Raw genomic sequence first — 17628 nt, 5'->3', positions numbered from 1 at the left:
GCACCAACGGGCCCGCCGGAAATCCCCCTAACGTCACCTCGATCGGCAACGACGAGGAGGCGGACGGGTGCAGACACTCTTGCGGGGCGGCCGGGTCGTCGACCCCGGGACCGGGTTCGACGGCATCGCGGACGTGCTCCTCGACGGCGGCCTGGTCGCCGCGGCCGGCGTCGGGATCGAGGCGCCGGACGCCACCGTCGTCGACGTCCGGGGGCTCGTCGTCGGGCCCGGGTTCGTCGACCTGCACAGCCACGTGCACTCCATCGCCGGGCAGCGGCTGCAGGCCATGGACGGCGTCACCACGGCGCTCGACCTCGAAGCCGGGCTGATGCCCATCGAGCGGGCCTACGCCGAGGCCGCCGCGGCCGGACGCCCGCTGCACTACGGCTTCTCCGCCTCCTGGGGCGCCGCCCGCGCCCAGGTGCTCGCGGACATCGCGCCCGACGCCAGCATCGCCGGCGGGCTCGCGGTGCTCGGGAACCCGCGGTGGCAGCGCAGTTCCACCCCGACCGAACTCGCCGCCTGGCTGGCGCTGCTCGAAGGTGAGCTCGCGCGGGGCGCGCTGGGCATCGGCATCCTCATGGGGTACGCGCCCGCGACCGAGCCCGGCGAGTTCATGGCCGTCGCGCACCTCGCCGCGCAGGCCGGCGTGCCGACCTACACCCACGTCCGCGAGCTGGTCGAGGTCGACCCGGCGACCCCGGTCGACGGGTCGGTCGAGATCGTCGCGGCCGCGGGGGAGACCGGCGCCGCGATGCACCACTGCCACGTCAACAGCACGTCCGGGCACCACATCGACCGCGTCCTGGCCACTTTGGACACCGCCCGCCGCGAAGGCTCGCGCGTCACCGTCGAGGCCTACCCGTACGGCGCGGGCAGCACCGCCGTCGGCGCGGCCTTCATCGAGCCGGACCGCCTGCGCCTGAAGGGACTCCGGCCGTCGAGCGTGGTCATCCTCGAGACGGGCGAGCGCGTCGCCGACGAAGGCCGGCTGCGTCAGGTGCGGCAGGAAGACCCCGGCACGCCGTGCATCCTGGAGTTCCTCGACGAGACCGATCCCCGCGACCGCGGCCTGCTGCACCAGGCGCTCGCGTTCCCCGACTCCGTCGTCGCCAGCGACGCCATGCCGGTGTACTGGAAGGACGGTCGCACGGAGACGACCGAGTGGCCGCTGCCCGCCGGCGGCACGACCCACCCGCGGACCGCGGGCACGTTCGCGAAGACCCTGCGCCTGATGGTCCGCGAAGCCGGGGTGTGGAGCTGGCTCGAGGCGTTCCGGCGCTGCTCCTACCTGCCTTCGCGGCTGCTCGACGACGTCGCGCCAGCAGCGCGCGGCAAGGGCCACCTGGCCGCGGGGGCCGACGCCGACGTCGTCGTGCTCGACCCCGCCCGGATCACCGACACCGCAACGTATACCGATCCCACCCGGCCGTCAGTGGGCGTCCGGCACCTCTACGTCGGCGGAGTTCCCGTTGTCAGCGAAGGGGATCTGAACACCGATGCACTGCCCGGCAAACCCCTGCGGGGTGAGCCGCGGTGATCGACGACATCGAGACGCTCGTCCGCTGCGAGTCGCCCTCGCACGACCACGAAGCCGTCGCGCGCAGTGCCGAGGTCGTCGCCGGGATCGGCCGCCGGCTGCTCGGCGTCGAACCGGAGCGGCTCGTCACCGACGGCTGCACGCACCTGCGCTGGCGGTTCGGCGGGGAGCCGCGCGTCCTGCTGCTCGGCCACCACGACACCGTGTGGCCGCTGGGTTCCCTGCGGACGCACCCGTTCGAGGTCCGCGACGGCGTGCTGCGCGGCCCCGGCTGCTTCGACATGAAAGCCGGTGTGGTGATGGCCCTGCACGCCGCCGCGGCCCTGACCGACCGGGACGGCCTCTCGATCCTCGTCACCGGCGACGAGGAGATCGGCTCACCGCTGTCCCGCGCCCTGATCGAGGAAGAGGCCAAGAGCTGTGACGCGGTCTTCGTGCTCGAAGCCTCGGCCGACGGCGGCGCGCTGAAGACCCGCCGCAAAGGTGTTTCCCTGTACCGGATCGAGGCCGACGGCCGCGCCGCGCACGCCGGGCTCGAGCCGGAGAAGGGCGTCAACGCCGGGATCGAGATCGCCCACCAGGTCCTCGCGGTGGCCGCGCTCGCCGATCCGGGTAAGGGCACCACCGTCGTCCCGACGGCGCTCACGGCCGGCACCACGACCAACACCGTGCCCGCCACGGCGAGCGTCGCGGTCGACGTGCGGGCCTGGGACGCGGCCGAGCAGGACCGCGTCGACCGGGCGATCAGAAGCTTGACGCCGGTCCTCGACCGGGCACAGCTCCGCATCGTCGGCGGTGTCAACCGGCCGCCCTTGGAAGCGAAGGCGTCTTCGGCCCTCTTCGTCCTCGCGAACGAACTCGGCGGCCCGCTCACCGCAGCCGCGGTCGGCGGTGCCTCGGACGGCAATTTCACGGCAGGACTGGGCATTCCGACGCTCGACGGCCTCGGCGCGGTCGGCGGTGGCGCCCACGCCGACCACGAGCACGTCGTCGTCGGCGAGCTGGCCCGCCGCACGGAGTTGCTCAAGGCCCTCACCGAAACCGTGCTGTCCCAACGGAGTTCGTCCGCGGCGACGAACGCGCGGGGCGATTCCGGTGCGGCACAACGGTGACCCGCCGGACGGGACCGGAGAGGATCGGAGGCGTGACAGAAGTCGTGACGAACACAGCCCCGCTCCTGCGGGACGAGGCGGCCGCCGCCGCGACCGCCGCCGCCACGGCCTCGGGAGTCCGGGTCCGGACCCTGGCCGAGGTCGCCGACCTGACCGCCGTGACCCGGCTCTTCGAGTCGATCTGGCGGCCCGCTCCCGGCAACCAGCCCGTGACGTCCGAGCTGCTGCGGGCCATGGTCTCGGCCGGCAACTACGTGGGTGGCGCCTTCGACGGGCCCGAGCTGCTGGGTGCCTGCTTCGGGTTCTTCGGCGGGCCCGGGAAACGGGGCCTGCACAGCCACATCGCCGGGGTCGCGACCGCCGGGCACGGCCGCGGCATCGGCTTCGCCCTCAAGCTGCACCAGCGCGCGTGGGCGCTGCAGCAGGACGTCACGTCGATCTCCTGGACGTTCGACCCGCTGGTGCGGCGCAACGCGCACTTCAACCTGACCAAGCTCGCGGCCCGGCCCGAGCACTACCTGCCCGACTTCTACGGCCCGATGCACGACGGCATCAACGGCGCGGGCGACACCGACCGGCTGATGGCGGTCTGGGACCTCGCGAGCCCGCCGGTCCGCGCGGCGGCCGAGGGCACCCCGGCCCGGTTCGACGCCTCGGCGTTGAGGACGCAAGGTGCCGCGGTCGCGCTGGCGGCGGGTCCCGACGGCGCGCCGGTCACCGGCCCGGCGGACGCGCCGGTCGTGCTCGTGGCCGTGCCGCCGGACATCGAGGCGCTCCGCCGTACCGACCCGGACCAGGGCCGGGCGTGGCGGGTCGCGCTGCGGGAGGTGCTCGGCGGCCTGATGGCCGGGGGCGCTTCCGTCCTCGGATTCGATCGGGCCGGCTGGTACGTCCTGGCAAAGGAGCACGCGTGAAACTCAGTGGTATCGAACTCCTCCGCGTCCGGATGCCCCTGGTCGCGCCGTTCCGGACGTCGTTCGGCACGCAGGCCGAACGCGAGCTGCTGCTCCTGCGGGCGGTGACATCGGAAGGCGAGGGCTGGGGCGAGTGCGGCGCGATGGCCGACCCGCTCTACTCCTCGGAGTACGTCGACGGCGTCGAGCACGTGCTGCGGACGTTCCTCGTCCCGGCCCTGCTGGCCGCCGAGGACCTCACGGCCGGCAAGGTCGCGCCGCTGCTGGCCAAGTTCAAGGGCCACCGGATGGCCAAGGGCGCCCTGGAAATGGCGGTCCTGGACGCGGAACTGCGTGCCCACGGCATCTCGTTCGGCACCGCGCTGGGGTCCACGAAGGACTCGGTGCCGTGCGGGGTGTCCGTCGGCATCATGGACACGATCCCGAAGCTCCTGGACGTCGTCGGCGGCTACCTCGACGACGGCTACGTCCGGATCAAGCTCAAGATCGAGCCGGGCTGGGACGTCGAGCCGGTGCGCGCGGTCCGCGAGCGCTTCGGCGACGACATCCTGCTGCAGGTCGACGCGAACACCGCGTACACCCTCTCGGACGTCCCGCAGTTGCAGCGGCTCGACCCGTTCGAGCTGCTGCTGATCGAGCAGCCGCTCGAAGAGGAGGACGTCCTCGGGCACGCCGAGCTGGCCCGGCACATCCGGACGCCGATCTGCCTCGACGAGTCCGTCGTCTCGGCCCGCTCGGCCGCCGACGCGATCAAGCTCGGCGCCTGCCGGATCGTCAACATCAAGCCCAGCCGGGTCGGCGGGTACCTCGAGGCGCGGCGGGTGCACGACGTGTGCGCCGCGCACGGCGTCCCGGTCTGGTGCGGCGGGATGATCGAGACCGGGCTGGGCCGGGCGGCGAACGTGGCGCTCGCTTCGCTGCCCGGGTTCACCCTGCCCGGCGACACGTCGGCGTCGGACCGGTTCTACACCGAGGACATCACCGAGCCGTTCGTGCTCGAAGGCGGCCGGCTGCCGGTGCCCTCGGGCCCCGGCCTCGGCGTCACGCCGATCCCGGAACGGCTCGCCGAGGTCACCGTCGCGAAGGCCTGGCTCGCCTCATGACGGCGGTCGACGCGCAAACCGAACTCTGGACGGCGAAGCGGGTCAACCGCACGGCGCTGGTGACGATGGTCGTCATGCTGCTCGCCTGGTCGGTCGACTACATCGACCGCTTCGCGATCAGCATGGCGCTGCCGTCGATCGGGGCGGAGTTCGCGCTGTCGAAGGCCCAGCAGGGCTGGCTGGTCACGATCTTCGCGCTCGTCTACATGGTCTGCCAGATCCCGGCGGGCTACCTGGCCGACCGCTACGGCTCGCGGCGCCCGATGCTCGTCACGCTCGTGCTCTGGTCGCTGTTCACCGCGCTGACGGGCCTGGCCGGCACGTTCGGCCTGCTGCTGCTCGTGCGGGCGCTGTTCGGCGTCTGCCAGGGCTGCTTCCCGGCGGCGTCGTTCAAGGCCGTCGCCGAGCGGACCACCCCGGCCAACCGGGCGACGGCGAGCGGCGTGATGCTCTCGGCCAGCGGGATCGGCGCGGGCCTGGCCCCGCTGATCGTCGGGCCGCTGCTGATGGCCGTCGGCTGGCGGCACACGTTCTTCTGGATGGCCGGCTGCGGGGCCGCGATCGGCATCGCGGTCTGGGCGATCCTGCCGAAGGCGCTGCCCGACCGGCTGAGCAGCCTGCCGGAGGGCAAGGCCACCCCGCGGGTGCCGCGCTCCCGCGTGCTGCGGTCGTTCGTGGTGTGGAAGTTCGCGCTGCTGTTCTGCCTGGTCAACATGCTTTCCTACGGCCTGGTCACCTGGGTGCCGAGCTACCTGGTGGAGGCGCGGCACCTGTCGCTGGCCCAGACCGGTGTGCTCGCCGCGATCCCGATGCTCGTCAGCATCGGCACCACGATCCTCGGCGGCTGGCTGTTCGACCGCTTCTTCCACGACCGGGCCCGCTGGTTCCTCGGCGGCATCCTGCTCACCACGGTCGTCCTGCTCGCGCTGATGGTCACCGCGGGCAGCACGACGCAGTTCACCGTCTACGAAACGCTCTCGCTCGGCGTCGCCGGCCTCGCCACGATGGGCGTGTTCGGCCTGCCGCTGCGGGTGATCCCGCCGGCCGTGATCGGGCTGGGAATGGGGATCATGAACTTCGGCGGCCAGGTCGCCGGCGCCGTCGCCCCGGTGGTGATGGGCTGGCTGGCCGACCGCTTCTCCTACCCGGCCGCGTTCGGCTTCCTCATCGTCACGACCCTGCTCGCCGCGATCGTCGCGTTCTGGGTGCCCCAGCGCGCCGAGCAGTTCACCTTCGCCGGATAGTCCACAACGGACGGAGAGCCCCGTGGAATCAGCCGAAGACGCGATCACCCGCCGCGTGGCCGAGGCCGGCGTCCGGGTCCGGCGGCTCACCGTCGAGGCGGCGGTGACCGCCTCGAAGCTCAAGGTCCTGGCCGCGGTCGGCTGGGCGGCGGCCCGCGCGGCCCTGCCACCGCGGCCGCGCGACGCGGGGGTTCGTCCGCCGCGATGAAAGTTTCCCCGGGTCTCGTCGGTTTCGACGAATCGGCCGCCCCGGCCCCCGGCCTAGCATCCCCGAATCGCCGGTTCCCCCATCTCGGACGAGAGGCAACCATGTCGAAGCTCACCGAACTCTCCGCTTGGCTCGAAACCCGGCTCCCCGCCGTCCTGGCCGACCACAAGGTGCCCGGCGCGTCCGTGGCGGTCTACGCCGGCGGTGAGATCATCGACCACGCGGCCGGCGTGCTCAACAAGGGCACCGGCGTCGAGGCCGACACCGACTCGCTGTTCCAGATCGGCTCGATCACGAAGGTCTGGACGACCACGCTGGCCCTGCAGCTCGTCGACGAGGGCCTGCTCGACCTCGACCAGCCGGTGCGGAAGTACCTGCCCGAGTTCACGATCGCCGACGAAGACGCCGCCGCGCGGATCACCGTCCGGCAGCTGATGACCCACACTTCGGGCTTCGAAGGCGACATCTTCACCGACACCGGCCGCGGTGCCGACTGCGTCGAGAAGTACGTCGCCACCCTGGGCGACGTGCCCCAGCTCTTCGCGCCCGGCGAGATGTTTTCCTACAACAACGCCGCTTTCTGCGTGCTCGGCCGGGTCGTGGAAGTGCTGCGGGGCAAGGCCTACAACGACTGCCTGGCCGAGCACCTGTTCGTCCCCTTGGGACTGACGCACGCCGCCGCGAGCCCGTACGAGGCGATCCGGTTCCGGGCCGCGCTGGGCCACGTCGCGCCCGAGCCCGGCGCCGACCCCGAACCCGCCGGGGTCTGGTCGCTGGCGCCGTCGAACGCGCCGGCCGGCTCGATGCTCGCGATGCGGCCGCGGGACCTCGTGACGTTCGCGGCCATGCACCTGCGCGACGGCGAAGACTCGGACGGCAAGCGCGTCCTGAGCGCCGAGAACGCCCGCGCGATGCGGGAGCGCCGGGTGGAGCTGCCCGACCTCGGCCTGATCGGCGACGCGTGGGGCCTGGGCTGGTCGCTGTTCGACTGGCCGGGCGGCGCGGTCGTCGGGCACGACGGCGGCACGATCGGCCAGTCGGCCTTCCTGCGGCTCGCGCCCGCGCACGGCGTCGCCGTGGCGCTGCTGACCAACGGCGGCGAACCGATCCCGGTCTACACCGAGGTCGTCGGCCACATCCTCAAGGAGCTGACCGGCATCGAGCTCGCCGTGCCGCCGGTGCCGGACCCGGCCGCGCCGCGCATCGACGCCGCGCGGTACGTGGGGGAGTACGCGTCGTCGGTCGCGGACATCACGGTCAGCCAGGACGACGACGGCCGCGTCTGGGTCGAGCGCGTCCCGAAGGGGATCTTCGCCGAGCTGGCCAAGCCCGAGAAGACCGAGCTGGTCGCGATGAAGGGCGACACGCTGATCCTGGCCGAGCCGATGCAGGGGATGTACCTGCCGCACGCGTTCGTCGGCGACGACGGCGAAGGCCACGCGCTGTACCTGCACACCGGCCGCGCCGACAAGCGGGTGCGCACGTGAGCACCGTCGAGGCGGAGATCGCCGACGTCTTCTCCTCGGTCGGCGCGCGGGGCTTCCTGCACGCGCGGGAGATCGGCGGCGGGCCCGAGGTGGCCGCCGGCGCGGACGACCCGGTCGTGCTCGCGTCGGTGTTCAAGATCCCGGTCGCCGTCGCCTACGCCCGGGAGGTCGTCGCCGGGCGCCTGGACGAGACCGGACGCACCCGCGTCGGGAAGCGCTACCGCATCGGCGGGATCGGCACCGCGGGCTGCGCGGACGACGTCGAGATGAGCTGGCGCGACCTCGCGCTGTTCATGCTGACCATGAGCGACAACGCGGCCACGGACGTCATCTACCACCGCGTCGGCCAGGACGCCGTCGACCGCGTCCTCGCCGATCTGGACCTGAAGCGGACCCGGCTGATCGGCTGCTGCGAAGACCTGTTCGCGTCGGTGCTCGCCGACCTGGGGGCCGCCGATGACGCGGACCTCGACACCGTTCTCGCCGAAGCCCGGCCGGAGCAGATCCGGAAGCTCGCGGTGCTGGACCCCGAGCGCACGACGGCGTCGACGCCCCGCGAGATCACCACGCTGCTCGAAGCGATCTGGACCGACCGCGCCGCCGACCCGGCCGCGTGCGAGCGGGTGCGCTCGATCATGGCGCACCAGATCTGGCCCCACCGCCTCTCCGCCGGCTTCCCCGCCGACGTCACGATCGCGGCCAAGACCGGCACGCTGCCCGCGGTCCGCAACGAAGCCGGTGTCGTGTCCTACCCGGACGGACGCCGGTTCGCCGTCGCGGTCTTCACCCGGGCCGAATCCCTGGCCGAGCGGCAGCCCGCCGTCGACGCCGCCATCGGCGAGGCGGCCCGCCTCGCCGTGGACCACCTGCGGAAGGAAACCCCATGACCAAGACACGGACCGCCGCGGTCCTGCTCGGGGTCCTCGCCCTCGCCGCGACCGCCTGCGGGGGACCGGGCGGCGGCGCCGCGGCCGGGGACGGGACCCCGGTGGACGGCAAGACGTTCAACGTCGGCGTCGGCTCCGACCCCGGCAGCCTCGACCCGCACATGACCGTGCTGTCGGTCGCCCTCCAGGTCGACCGGTTCCTCTACGACCCGCTGCTGAACCTCGGCGCCGACGGCAAGCTGGTCCCGGGGCTCGCCGCGAAGTGGGAGGCGACGACCACCACCGCGTCCTTCACCCTGCGCCCCGGCCTCACCTGCGCGGACGGGTCGCCGCTGACCGCGGCCGACGTCGCGGCCAACGTGAACTTCATCGGCGACCCGGCGAACAAGTCACCCATCGCCGGGCTCTACGTCGCGCCGGGCACGAAGGCGACCGCGGACGAGGCGACGCGCACGATCTCGGTCACCAGCGGAAAGCCGGACGCGTTCCTGGCCCGCAACGTCGGCGGCGTGCCGATCGCCTGCGCGAAGGGACTCGCGGACCGCAAGCTGCTCGCCAAGGGCGAAGCCGGCACCGGGATGTTCACGGTTTCGGAGTCCGTGCCCAACGACCACTACACCTTCACCCGCCGCAAGGACTACACGTGGGGCCCGGGCGACTGGAAGGCCGAACCGGGCCTGCCGGAGAAGATCGTCGTGCGGGTCGTCCCGAACACCACGACCGCGACGAACCTGCTGCTGTCCGGCGAGCTCAACGCGGCCCAGATCATCGGACCGGACCGGCAGCGGCTGGACGCGCGCAAGCTCTTCCACGCCGACTACACGGCCCCGATCGGCGAGGTGTTCTACAACCAGGCGGACGGGCGGCCCGGACAGGACGAAGCCGTCCGCCGGGCGCTGACGCAGGCACTCGACCTGCCGCAGCTCGGCAAGGTGCTGACCAGCGGCGCCGGCAAGCCGTCGCGGGGCATGGTCACGAACGAGCCGGCGATGTGCCCCGGCGACTCCGTCACCGGCAACCTGCCGGCCCACGACCCGGCCTCGGCCGCGTCCGGGCTGGACGCCGCGGGCTGGAAGAAGGGCGCGGACGGCGTGCGCGCCAAGGACGGCAAGAAGCTCTCGCTCACCGTCCTCTACGGCACCCAGCTCGGCCCGACGATGGCGCCGACCGCGGAGCTGGTCCAGCAGCAGTGGAAGTCCCTCGGCGCCGAGGTGACGCTCAAAGCGGTCGACAGCCCCGGCCTCAGCCAGGTCCTGTTCGGCACCGGCGAGTGGGAGGTCTCCCTCGGTCCGGTCGGGTTCACCCTGCCGAGCCAGCTGGTGCCGTTCGTCTCCGGCCCGGCCGCGCCCAACGGCACGAACTTCGCGCACATCGCCAACCCCGGGTACGACCAGGCGGCGCAGCGGGCGGCTTCGAAGCCCGGCGAAGCGAGCTGCCCGGACTGGAACGCGGCGGAGACCGCACTGGTCAAGCGAGTCGACGCGGTGCCCTACTTCGACTCCGTCGTGCCGGTCTACGCCAGCGGCGCGAAGTTCACGCTCAACCAGGGCAACATGGATCCGACCTCGATCCGGATGTACGCGAAATGACCACGGCGACGGCGACCGCCGGCCTGCGGGGCACCCCGTGGCCGGCGTTCGCCGCACGGCGGCTGGCGCGGTTCGCCGTCTCGCTGTGGGCGCTGCTCACCGCGGCGTTCCTGATGATCCACCTGGTCCCCGGCGACCCGGTGCGGGCCGCGCTCGGGATGACCGCGCCCGCCGACCTGGTGGCCGCCAAGCGGGCGGAGCTCGGCCTCGACGACCCGTTGTGGCTGCAGTACGGGCACTACCTGCGCGGCCTGGTCTCCGGTGACTTCGGGACGTCGATGGTGAGCGGGCAGCCGGTGGCGCAGGTGATCGGCGACCGGCTGCCGGCGACGCTGCAGCTGGCGGTGCTGGCCTTCGCCGTGGTGGTCGTCGTCGCGGTCCCGGCCGGCGTCTGCTTCGCGGTGCTGACCCGCGGCGGGCGGCGCCGGGGCGCGGAGCTCGGGTTCACGTCGGTGAGCGTGCTCCTCGCCGCCGTCCCGGAGTTCCTGATCGCGGTCGGGCTGGTTGCGTTGCTCGCCGTCGGCCTCGGCTGGTTCCCGGTGGCGGGCGGTGACGACGCGAGCGCGTACGTGCTGCCGGTGGCGGCGCTGGCGGTCGGGCCGGCGGCGGTGCTCGCCCGGATCATCCGGGTCGAGCTGCTTTCCGTGCTGGGCGCCGACTTCGTCCGCACCGCGCGGGCGAAGCGGCTGCCCGCGCGGCTCGTGTACGTCCGGCACGCGCTGCCGAACGCGCTGACCGCGTCGCTCACCCTGGGCGGGCTGATGCTCACCACGATGGTGGCGGGCACCGTGCTGGTGGAGAACGTGTTCGCCTGGCCCGGCCTCGGTTCGACGATCGTGCAGTCGATCCTGGAGAAGGACTACCCGCTGGTGCAGGGGATCGTGCTCGTCTACGGCGTCGGCGTACTGCTGGTGAACCTGCTGGTCGACGTCGTGCTCGGGCTGCTCGACCCCCGCTCGACGATTCGGGAGAGCTGACATGGCACGACGACGCGGTTCGGTCTGGGTGGCGGCCGTGCGCTCGCCGGTGGGCGCGTGCTCCGCGGTCCTGCTCGCGGGGGTCGTCGCGCTGGCGGTGCTCGCGCCGCTCCTGTGGGGCGACGCGGCCGCGGCGATCGACACCGACGCGATCGGCCAGGGCCCGTCCGGGGCGCACCCGTTCGGCACCGACTCCCTGGGCCGCGACCTCTTCTTCCGGACGCTGGTGGCGACCCGGCTCTCGATCGGCCTCGCCGTGCTCGCCACCGCGATCGGCGTCGCGGCCGGGGTGGTGCTCGGGACGCTGCCGTCGGTGCTGCCGCGGTGGGCGGCCCGGCTGCTCAAGGCCGTCGTCGACATCGCGGTGGCGTTCCCCGGGCTGCTGCTGGCCCTGTTCCTCGCGGTGATCTTCGGGGTGGGCACGCACGGCGCGGTGCTGGCGATCGCGTTCGCGATGGCGCCGGCGTTCGCCCGGCTCGTCCAGACGCTGTCCGCGTCGGTGGCCGGGCGCGACTTCGTCGCCGCCGCCCGGGTTTCCGGCGTCGGCCGGGTCCGGCTGCTGGCCCGGCACGTGCTGCCGAACATCGGCGAGCCGCTCGTCGTCAACGCGACGATCGGTGCGGGCTCGGCACTGCTCGCCTTCGCCGGGCTGTCCTTCCTCGGGATCGGCGTGCAGGCGCCGGACTACGACTGGGGGCGGCTGCTGCGCGAAGGCCTCGACGGCATCTACGTGAACCCGGTGGCGGCACTCGCGCCCGCCGCGGCCGTGGTGCTCGCCGGGCTGGCGTTCAACCTGGTGGGGGAGACGGTGGCCGCGGTGGTCGGCGTCCGCACCCGGGCGACGCGCCGGTCGGCGGCGCCGCCCCCGGCCGCGCGCCCCGCGGCGGCAGAGCTCCCTGCCGGGGACGCGGTGCTCGTCGTCGAGAACCTCCGGGTGGCCTTCCCCGGACCGGCCGGGTGGACCGTGCCGGTGCGCGGCGTGAGCTTCAGCGTCCGCGCGGGCGAAGCGATCGGCGTGGTCGGCGAGTCCGGCTCCGGCAAGAGCCTGACCGCGCTGGCGGTGTCGCGGCTGATCGAGGCGCCCGGCGTGGTCACCGCCGACCGGCTGGACTTCGCCGGCGAGCCGCTGGCGAGCGCGTCCGACCGGGCGCTCGGGACGTCGCTGGCCATGGTGTTCCAGGACCCGATGACGTCGTTCAACCCGGCGCGGCGCGTCGGCCGTCAGCTGGCGGAGGTGTCCGAACAGCACCACGGCCTGTCGCGGCGCCAGGCGTTCGCCCGCGCGGTCGACCGGCTGGCCGCCGTGCGCGTCCCGGCCCCGCTGCGGCGCGCCCGGCAGTACCCGCACGAGTTCTCCGGCGGCATGCGGCAGCGGGCCATGATCGGCATGGGCCTGATGGGCGAGCCGAAGCTCGTCATCGCCGACGAGCCGACGACCGCGCTCGACGTCACCGTGCAGCGGCGGGTGCTGCGGTTGCTGGCCCGCACGCGCGAAGCCGAGGGCGCCGCGATCCTGCTCATCAGCCACGACATCGCCGTCGTTTCCCAGACGTGCGAACGGATGCTGGTGATGTACGCCGGCCGCGTCGTCGAGGACCTCCCGACCGGGACTCCCGCACAGCACCCGTACACGCGTGCGCTGCTGGCCACGACGGTGGACCTCGAGACCGACCGCGACGAGCCCCTGGCGGTGATCCCCGGCCGCCCGCCGGAGCCCGGCCAGGTGCCGGCCGGCTGCGCGTTCGCGGCGCGCTGCCCGCTGGCGTCCGAGCGCTGCCACGCCGAGGACCCGGTGCTGGCGCAGGCCGCGCCCGGGCACCGGGTCGCGTGCTGGCACCCGCAGGTGAGCGTCCTTTCCGGACCGTCGCACGAGGAGGGAGCGGCATGAGTGAGCCCGCGAACGAACCATTCACCACCGCGCGTACCGCTCAGGTCGCGCCGAGCGTCCGCGAGGCGCGCGCATGAGCGCGCTGGAGTTCGACGCGGTGAGCGTCCGCTACGGCAGGCTGACCGCCGTCGACGGGGTGAGCCTGACCGTCCCTTCCGGACAGGTCGTCGGCCTGGTCGGCGAGTCCGGCTCGGGCAAGTCCACCCTCGCCAGGGCCGCGGTCGGGCTGGCGCCCGTCGGCTCGGGCCGGGTGCTGCTCGACGGCGCCGACGTGCGGAGCCTGCCCCGGCGCCGCCCGCTGCAGATGGTGTTCCAGGACCCGTATTCGTCGCTGGACCCGCGGATGGCGATCGGCGAGTCGATCACCGAGGCCATGCCGCGGGGGACGTCCCGCGGTGCCCGGCGCGCCGAGGTGGCCCGGCTGCTCGACCTGGTCAACCTCGACCCGGAGCGCGCCGCGATGCTGCCCGGGCAGCTTTCCGGCGGGCAACGCCAGCGCGTCGCCCTCGCCCGCGCGCTCGCCGGGCAGCCGAAGGTGCTGATCGCCGACGAGATCACCTCGGCGCTCGACGTCTCGGTGCAGGGCGCGGTGCTCAACCTCGTCCGCGACGTCCAGCGGCGGCTGGCGCTGTCGATGCTGTTCATCTCGCACAACCTCGCCGTGGTGCGCTACGTCAGCGACATCGTCGCGGTGATGTACCTCGGCCGGATCGTCGAAGCCGGGCCCGCCGAGCAGGTGCTCACGGATCCGCGGCACCCGTACACGCGGGACCTGCTGTCCGCCGCGCCGTCGGCGCACCGCGGCCTGCTCGACGACACCGGCGACGACCCCCTCGCGGACACCGAACCCGCCGACCCGCACCACCCGCCGGCCGGCTGCCGCTACCACCCGCGCTGCCCCGTCGGCCCGCTCGTGCACACCGACCGCACGCTCTGCACCACCGCCGACCCGGCCGACGGCGCCGCCGCCCGGCCGCACCGGGCGGCCTGCCACTTCGCCGCGTGAGACCGTTATCCCACAAGGAGATCCGCATGACCCGACGCCTCGGCCTCGACGACCTGTACGCCTTCGAATTCCCGGACCAGCCGGCGCTCTCGCCCGACGGCACCCGGATCGCGTACGTGCTGCGCACCGCCGACCGGGACCAGGACGAGGACACCCGTTCGCTCTGGCAGGTCGCCACCGCAGGCGGCGAAGCGCGCCGGCTGACGCGCGGCAAGGCCGACGTCGCCCCGGCGTGGTCGCCGGACGGCACGCGGATCGCGTTCCTGCGTGCCCAGGACGGCCCGGCGCAGCTGTGGCTCCTGCCCGCCGACGGAGGCGAGCCCGAGCAGGTCACCACCCTGCCGCTCGGCGCGGGCACGCCGGTCTGGCGCCCGGACGGTGCCGAGATCGCCTTCAGCGCGCCGGTCGACCTGAACGCCGAAGAAGGCGAAGACGACGGCGCGAAGAGCCGCCGGGCGCACGAGCCGGTGGTCGCCGACCGGCTCGACTTCAAGGCCGACGGCGCCGGCCTGCTGCGCACCCTGCGCAAGCACGTCCACGTCCTCGACGTCGCCACCGGCGAGGTCCGGCGGGTGACGTCGGGGGACTGGCACGCGGGTGACCCCGCCTGGTCGCCGGACGGCGGGCGGCTGGCCTTCCCCGCGTCGCGGGACGCCGACGCCGACCTGACCTTCCGGTCGGCCGCCTACGTCCTCGAGCCCGGCGACCGGACGGCGGAGCCTCGGCAGGTGGGCTCCGGGGACGGCTTCTGCGGCGCGGTGACCTGGACCGCCGACGGGGACGCGCTGCTCGTCGTCGGCCGCCGCGACACCTCGCCGGGGCACGCCGGGCTGCTGCGGGTCCCGCTGGACGGCGGCGAAACCGTCGACCTGGCCGCCCCGCTCGACCGCGCCGTGATGCCGGGCGGCCCGGGCTACCCCGGTGCCCTGCCGCGGCCGGCCGGCTCCACGGTCCTGTTCTGCGTCCGCGACCGCGGCTACACGCACCTCTACGCCGTCGACGTCGCGGGTGGCGAGCCGCGGCGGGTGCTCGGCGAGGCGGGCAGCGCCGTGTCGGGCCTGAGCGTCGCCGGCGACACGGCGGCGGTCGTGCTCGCCACCACGACGTCCTACGGCGAGATCGCGACGGTCGGCGTCGACGGGGGAGCGGCGGAGGTGCGCACGGCGCACAGCCCGGCCGATCTCGACCTCTTCGCCCACGAGGAGCGGGAGTTCACGATCTCCGACGGCACGGTCGTGCACGGCTGGCTGCTGCGCGACCCCGCCCGGACCGGCCCGCTGCCGCTGCTGCTGGACATCCACGGCGGCCCGCACAACGCGTGGAACGCCACCGCCGACGCCGCGCACCTCTACCACCAGCAGCTCGCCGCGCGGGGCTGGGCGGTGCTGCTGCTCAACCCGCGCGGCAGCGACGGCTACGGCGAGGCGTTCTACACGGCCGCGGTCGGCGCCTGGGGCCTGGCCGACGCCAAGGACTTCCTCGAGCCGCTGGACGCGCTCGTCGCCGAGGGCGTGGCCGACGCGCGCCGCCTCGCCGTCTCCGGCTACAGCTACGGCGGCTACATGACGTGCTACCTGACCAGCCGCGACGACCGGTTCGCCGCGGCCGTCGCGGGCGGGGTCGTCAGCGACGCGGTCAGCATGGCCGGCACCTCCGACAGCGCGCACTACCTCGGCGTCGCCGAACTCGGGTGCGTCCCGGCGGAGAACCGGGCGCACTACACGGCGCTTTCCCCGCTGGCGCAGGTGGAAAAGGTGCGCACGCCGACCCTGGTCGTGCACGCCGAGAACGACGACCGGTGCCCGATCGGCCAGGCCGAGCAGTGGTTCACCGCGCTGCGCGAACAGGGCGTGCCGACCCGGCTGGTGCGCTACCCGGGCGCGTCGCACGTGTTCATCCTCGACGGGCGCCCGTCGCACCGCGTGGACTTCAACCGCCGGGTCGTCGACTGGGTCGAGCAGTACGCGGGGGAGCCGGGCCGGGCGAAGCGGGTCCCGCTCGACGTCGCGCACTGGCGGCGCCGCCTGGCCGAACTGGCGCGCAAGCACCGCGTCCCCGGGGCGGCGCTGGGCATCGCGCGCGGCGACGACCAGGTGCTCACCAGCTTCGGCGTGCTCAACAAGACGACCGGCGTCGAGGTCACCGACGACTCGGTGTTCCAGATCGGCTCGATCACCAAGGTGTGGACGGCCACCGTCGCGATGCAGCTCGTCGACGAAGGCCTGCTGCGGCTGGACGCGCCGATCGCCGACGTGCTGCCCGAGCTGAAGCTGGCCGACGCCGACGTCACGAAGCAGGTGACGCTGCGGCACCTGCTGACCCACACCAGCGGCATCGACGGCGACGTCTTCACCGACACCGGCCGCGGCGACGACTGCGTCGAGAAGTACGTCGGGCTGCTCGACCAGGCCGCGCAGACCCATCCCCTCGGCGCGACCCTGTCGTACTGCAACTCGGGGTTCGTCCTCACCGGCCGCGTCATCGAGAAGCTGACCGGCAAGACGTGGGACGCGGCCCTGCGCGAGCGGCTGTTCACGCCGCTGGGCCTGACCCGCACCGGCACCCTGCCGGAGGAGGCGCTGCTGCACCGCGCCGCGGTCGGCCACGTGGCGCCCGGCGACGGCGAGCCGCAGCCGGCGCCCGTGTGGGGGCTGCCGCGCTCGGCGGGCCCGGCCGGGCTGATCACGGCGTCGACGGCGGACGTGCTGGCCTTCGCCCGCCTGCACCTGACCGGCGGCCTCGGCCCGGACGGCTCCCGGCTGCTCTCGGCCGAGTCGGCCGCGGCGATGACCGAAGCGCAGGCCGAGATGCCGGACAAGGACACCCTCGGCGACTCGTGGGGCCTCGGCTGGATCCGCTTCGCCTGGGACGGCCACCGCCTGATCGGCCACGACGGCAACACGATCGGGCAGTCGGCGTTCCTGCGGATCCTGCCGGAGCAGGACCTGGCCGTCACGCTGCTCACCAACGGCGGCAGCGCGCACGACCTGTACGAGGAGCTCTACTCGGAGATCTTCGCGGAGCTGGCGGGCGTCGCGATGCCGAGCCCGCTCGAGCCGCCGGTGCCCGCGCCCGCCGTCGACGCCACGGAGTTCCTCGGCGTCTACGAGCGGGAGTCCGTGCGGATCGAGGTCCTCGAGCGCGACGAAAAGCTGTGGCTGCGCACGACGGTCACCGGCGCGCTCGCCGAGCTCATGCCGGAGACCACGACCGAAGACGAGCTGGTGCCGATCGGCCCGAACCACTTCGCGCACAGCCCGGCGGGCATGCGCGGCTGGGTTTCGGTGACGTTCTACACGCTGCCGACGGGGGAGCGGTACCTGCACAGCGGCGTGCGGGCGACCCCGAAGGTCAAGGAGTGACGACGATCCGCTGAGCGCCGGTGTCCTTCCAGGCCCGCTGGACGTCCTGGAGGGACACCGTGCGCGCGTCGACGCCCAGGCGCGGTGGACCGGAACCTGCTGGGCCGCATGCTGTCATGACGCCCGTCACGTCGGGAACATCGGCGGGCGTGGAGCGTTGTAAGGGGTGTCGGTACGGAGGAGTCCCCGGGCCTCACCCCTTGCCTTCACGGAGTGCCAGTCCGGCTGGAGCCGTGTAGCGCCACTCGCCGCGAGGCGACCCCCGTACCGGCCCCAAAACTCCCGTTTCCGCTCGCAGGTCTCCCCCCAGC

At 73.6% G+C, this 17628-nt stretch carries 13 protein-coding genes; all 13 read left to right on the top strand.

Annotated features, from left to right (window positions below; genetic code table 11):
• Positions 1–67: 67 nt before the first annotated feature.
• The 13 genes from ACYVLJ_RS33805 (at position 68) to ACYVLJ_RS33745 (ending at position 17317) form a co-directional block, all read left to right on the top strand.
• Positions 68–1540 carry an amidohydrolase family protein gene (locus tag ACYVLJ_RS33805; protein WP_460441711.1) on the top strand — a complete coding sequence of 491 codons (1473 nt, stop codon included), beginning with the start codon at positions 68–70 and terminating at the stop codon, positions 1538–1540.
• Positions 1537–2652 carry a M20 family metallopeptidase gene (locus tag ACYVLJ_RS33800; protein WP_460441710.1) on the top strand — a complete coding sequence of 372 codons (1116 nt, stop codon included), beginning with the start codon at positions 1537–1539 and terminating at the stop codon, positions 2650–2652. The genes ACYVLJ_RS33805 and ACYVLJ_RS33800 overlap by 4 nt, the downstream gene beginning before the upstream one ends.
• Positions 2653–2684: 32 nt before the next feature.
• On the top strand, positions 2685–3566 hold the full coding sequence (locus tag ACYVLJ_RS33795) for a GNAT family N-acetyltransferase (RefSeq protein ID WP_460441709.1): 882 nt from the start codon (positions 2685–2687) through the stop codon (positions 3564–3566).
• A complete protein-coding gene (gene menC / locus ACYVLJ_RS33790; protein WP_460441708.1) occupies positions 3563–4669 on the top strand; it encodes an o-succinylbenzoate synthase in 1107 nt (368 codons plus the stop codon). The genes ACYVLJ_RS33795 and menC overlap by 4 nt, the downstream gene beginning before the upstream one ends.
• Positions 4666–5913, top strand: a complete 1248-nt coding sequence (locus ACYVLJ_RS33785; RefSeq protein WP_460441707.1) for an MFS transporter — start codon at positions 4666–4668, stop codon at positions 5911–5913. The genes menC and ACYVLJ_RS33785 overlap by 4 nt, the downstream gene beginning before the upstream one ends.
• A 22-nt stretch (positions 5914–5935) precedes the next feature.
• A complete protein-coding gene (locus ACYVLJ_RS33780; RefSeq protein ID WP_460441706.1) occupies positions 5936–6121 on the top strand; it encodes a hypothetical protein in 186 nt (61 codons plus the stop codon).
• A gap of 101 nt (positions 6122–6222) precedes the next feature.
• Positions 6223–7608 (top strand): serine hydrolase domain-containing protein, encoded by a 1386-nt coding sequence (locus tag ACYVLJ_RS33775; protein ID WP_460441705.1) that lies wholly within the window; start codon positions 6223–6225, stop codon positions 7606–7608.
• A complete protein-coding gene (locus ACYVLJ_RS33770) occupies positions 7605–8495 on the top strand; it encodes a serine hydrolase (RefSeq protein WP_451985363.1) in 891 nt (296 codons plus the stop codon). The genes ACYVLJ_RS33775 and ACYVLJ_RS33770 overlap by 4 nt, the downstream gene beginning before the upstream one ends.
• Entirely contained in the window at positions 8492–10084 is a 1593-nt protein-coding gene (locus ACYVLJ_RS33765; protein ID WP_460441704.1) for a periplasmic substrate-binding domain-containing protein, read from the top strand. Before ACYVLJ_RS33770 ends, ACYVLJ_RS33765 begins: the two co-directional genes overlap by 4 nt.
• On the top strand, positions 10081–11061 hold the full coding sequence (locus tag ACYVLJ_RS33760; protein ID WP_451985367.1) for an ABC transporter permease: 981 nt from the start codon (positions 10081–10083) through the stop codon (positions 11059–11061). Before ACYVLJ_RS33765 ends, ACYVLJ_RS33760 begins: the two co-directional genes overlap by 4 nt.
• Before the next feature lies 1 nt (position 11062).
• Positions 11063–12949, top strand: a complete 1887-nt coding sequence (locus ACYVLJ_RS33755) for a dipeptide/oligopeptide/nickel ABC transporter permease/ATP-binding protein (RefSeq protein WP_460441703.1) — start codon at positions 11063–11065, stop codon at positions 12947–12949.
• A 73-nt stretch (positions 12950–13022) separates the two neighbouring features.
• Entirely contained in the window at positions 13023–13955 is a 933-nt protein-coding gene (locus ACYVLJ_RS33750) for an ABC transporter ATP-binding protein (protein ID WP_451985371.1), read from the top strand.
• Positions 13956–13981: 26 nt separating this feature from the next.
• Positions 13982–17317, top strand: coding sequence for a serine hydrolase (locus ACYVLJ_RS33745; protein ID WP_460441702.1), 3336 nt, complete (start codon positions 13982–13984; stop codon positions 17315–17317).
• Positions 17318–17628 lie beyond the last annotated feature (311 nt).

This window comes from Amycolatopsis stemonae (assembly GCF_054781455.1).
The sequence above is the reverse complement of the archived record's forward strand: the minus strand, read 5'-3'. Positions and strand labels throughout refer to the sequence as shown.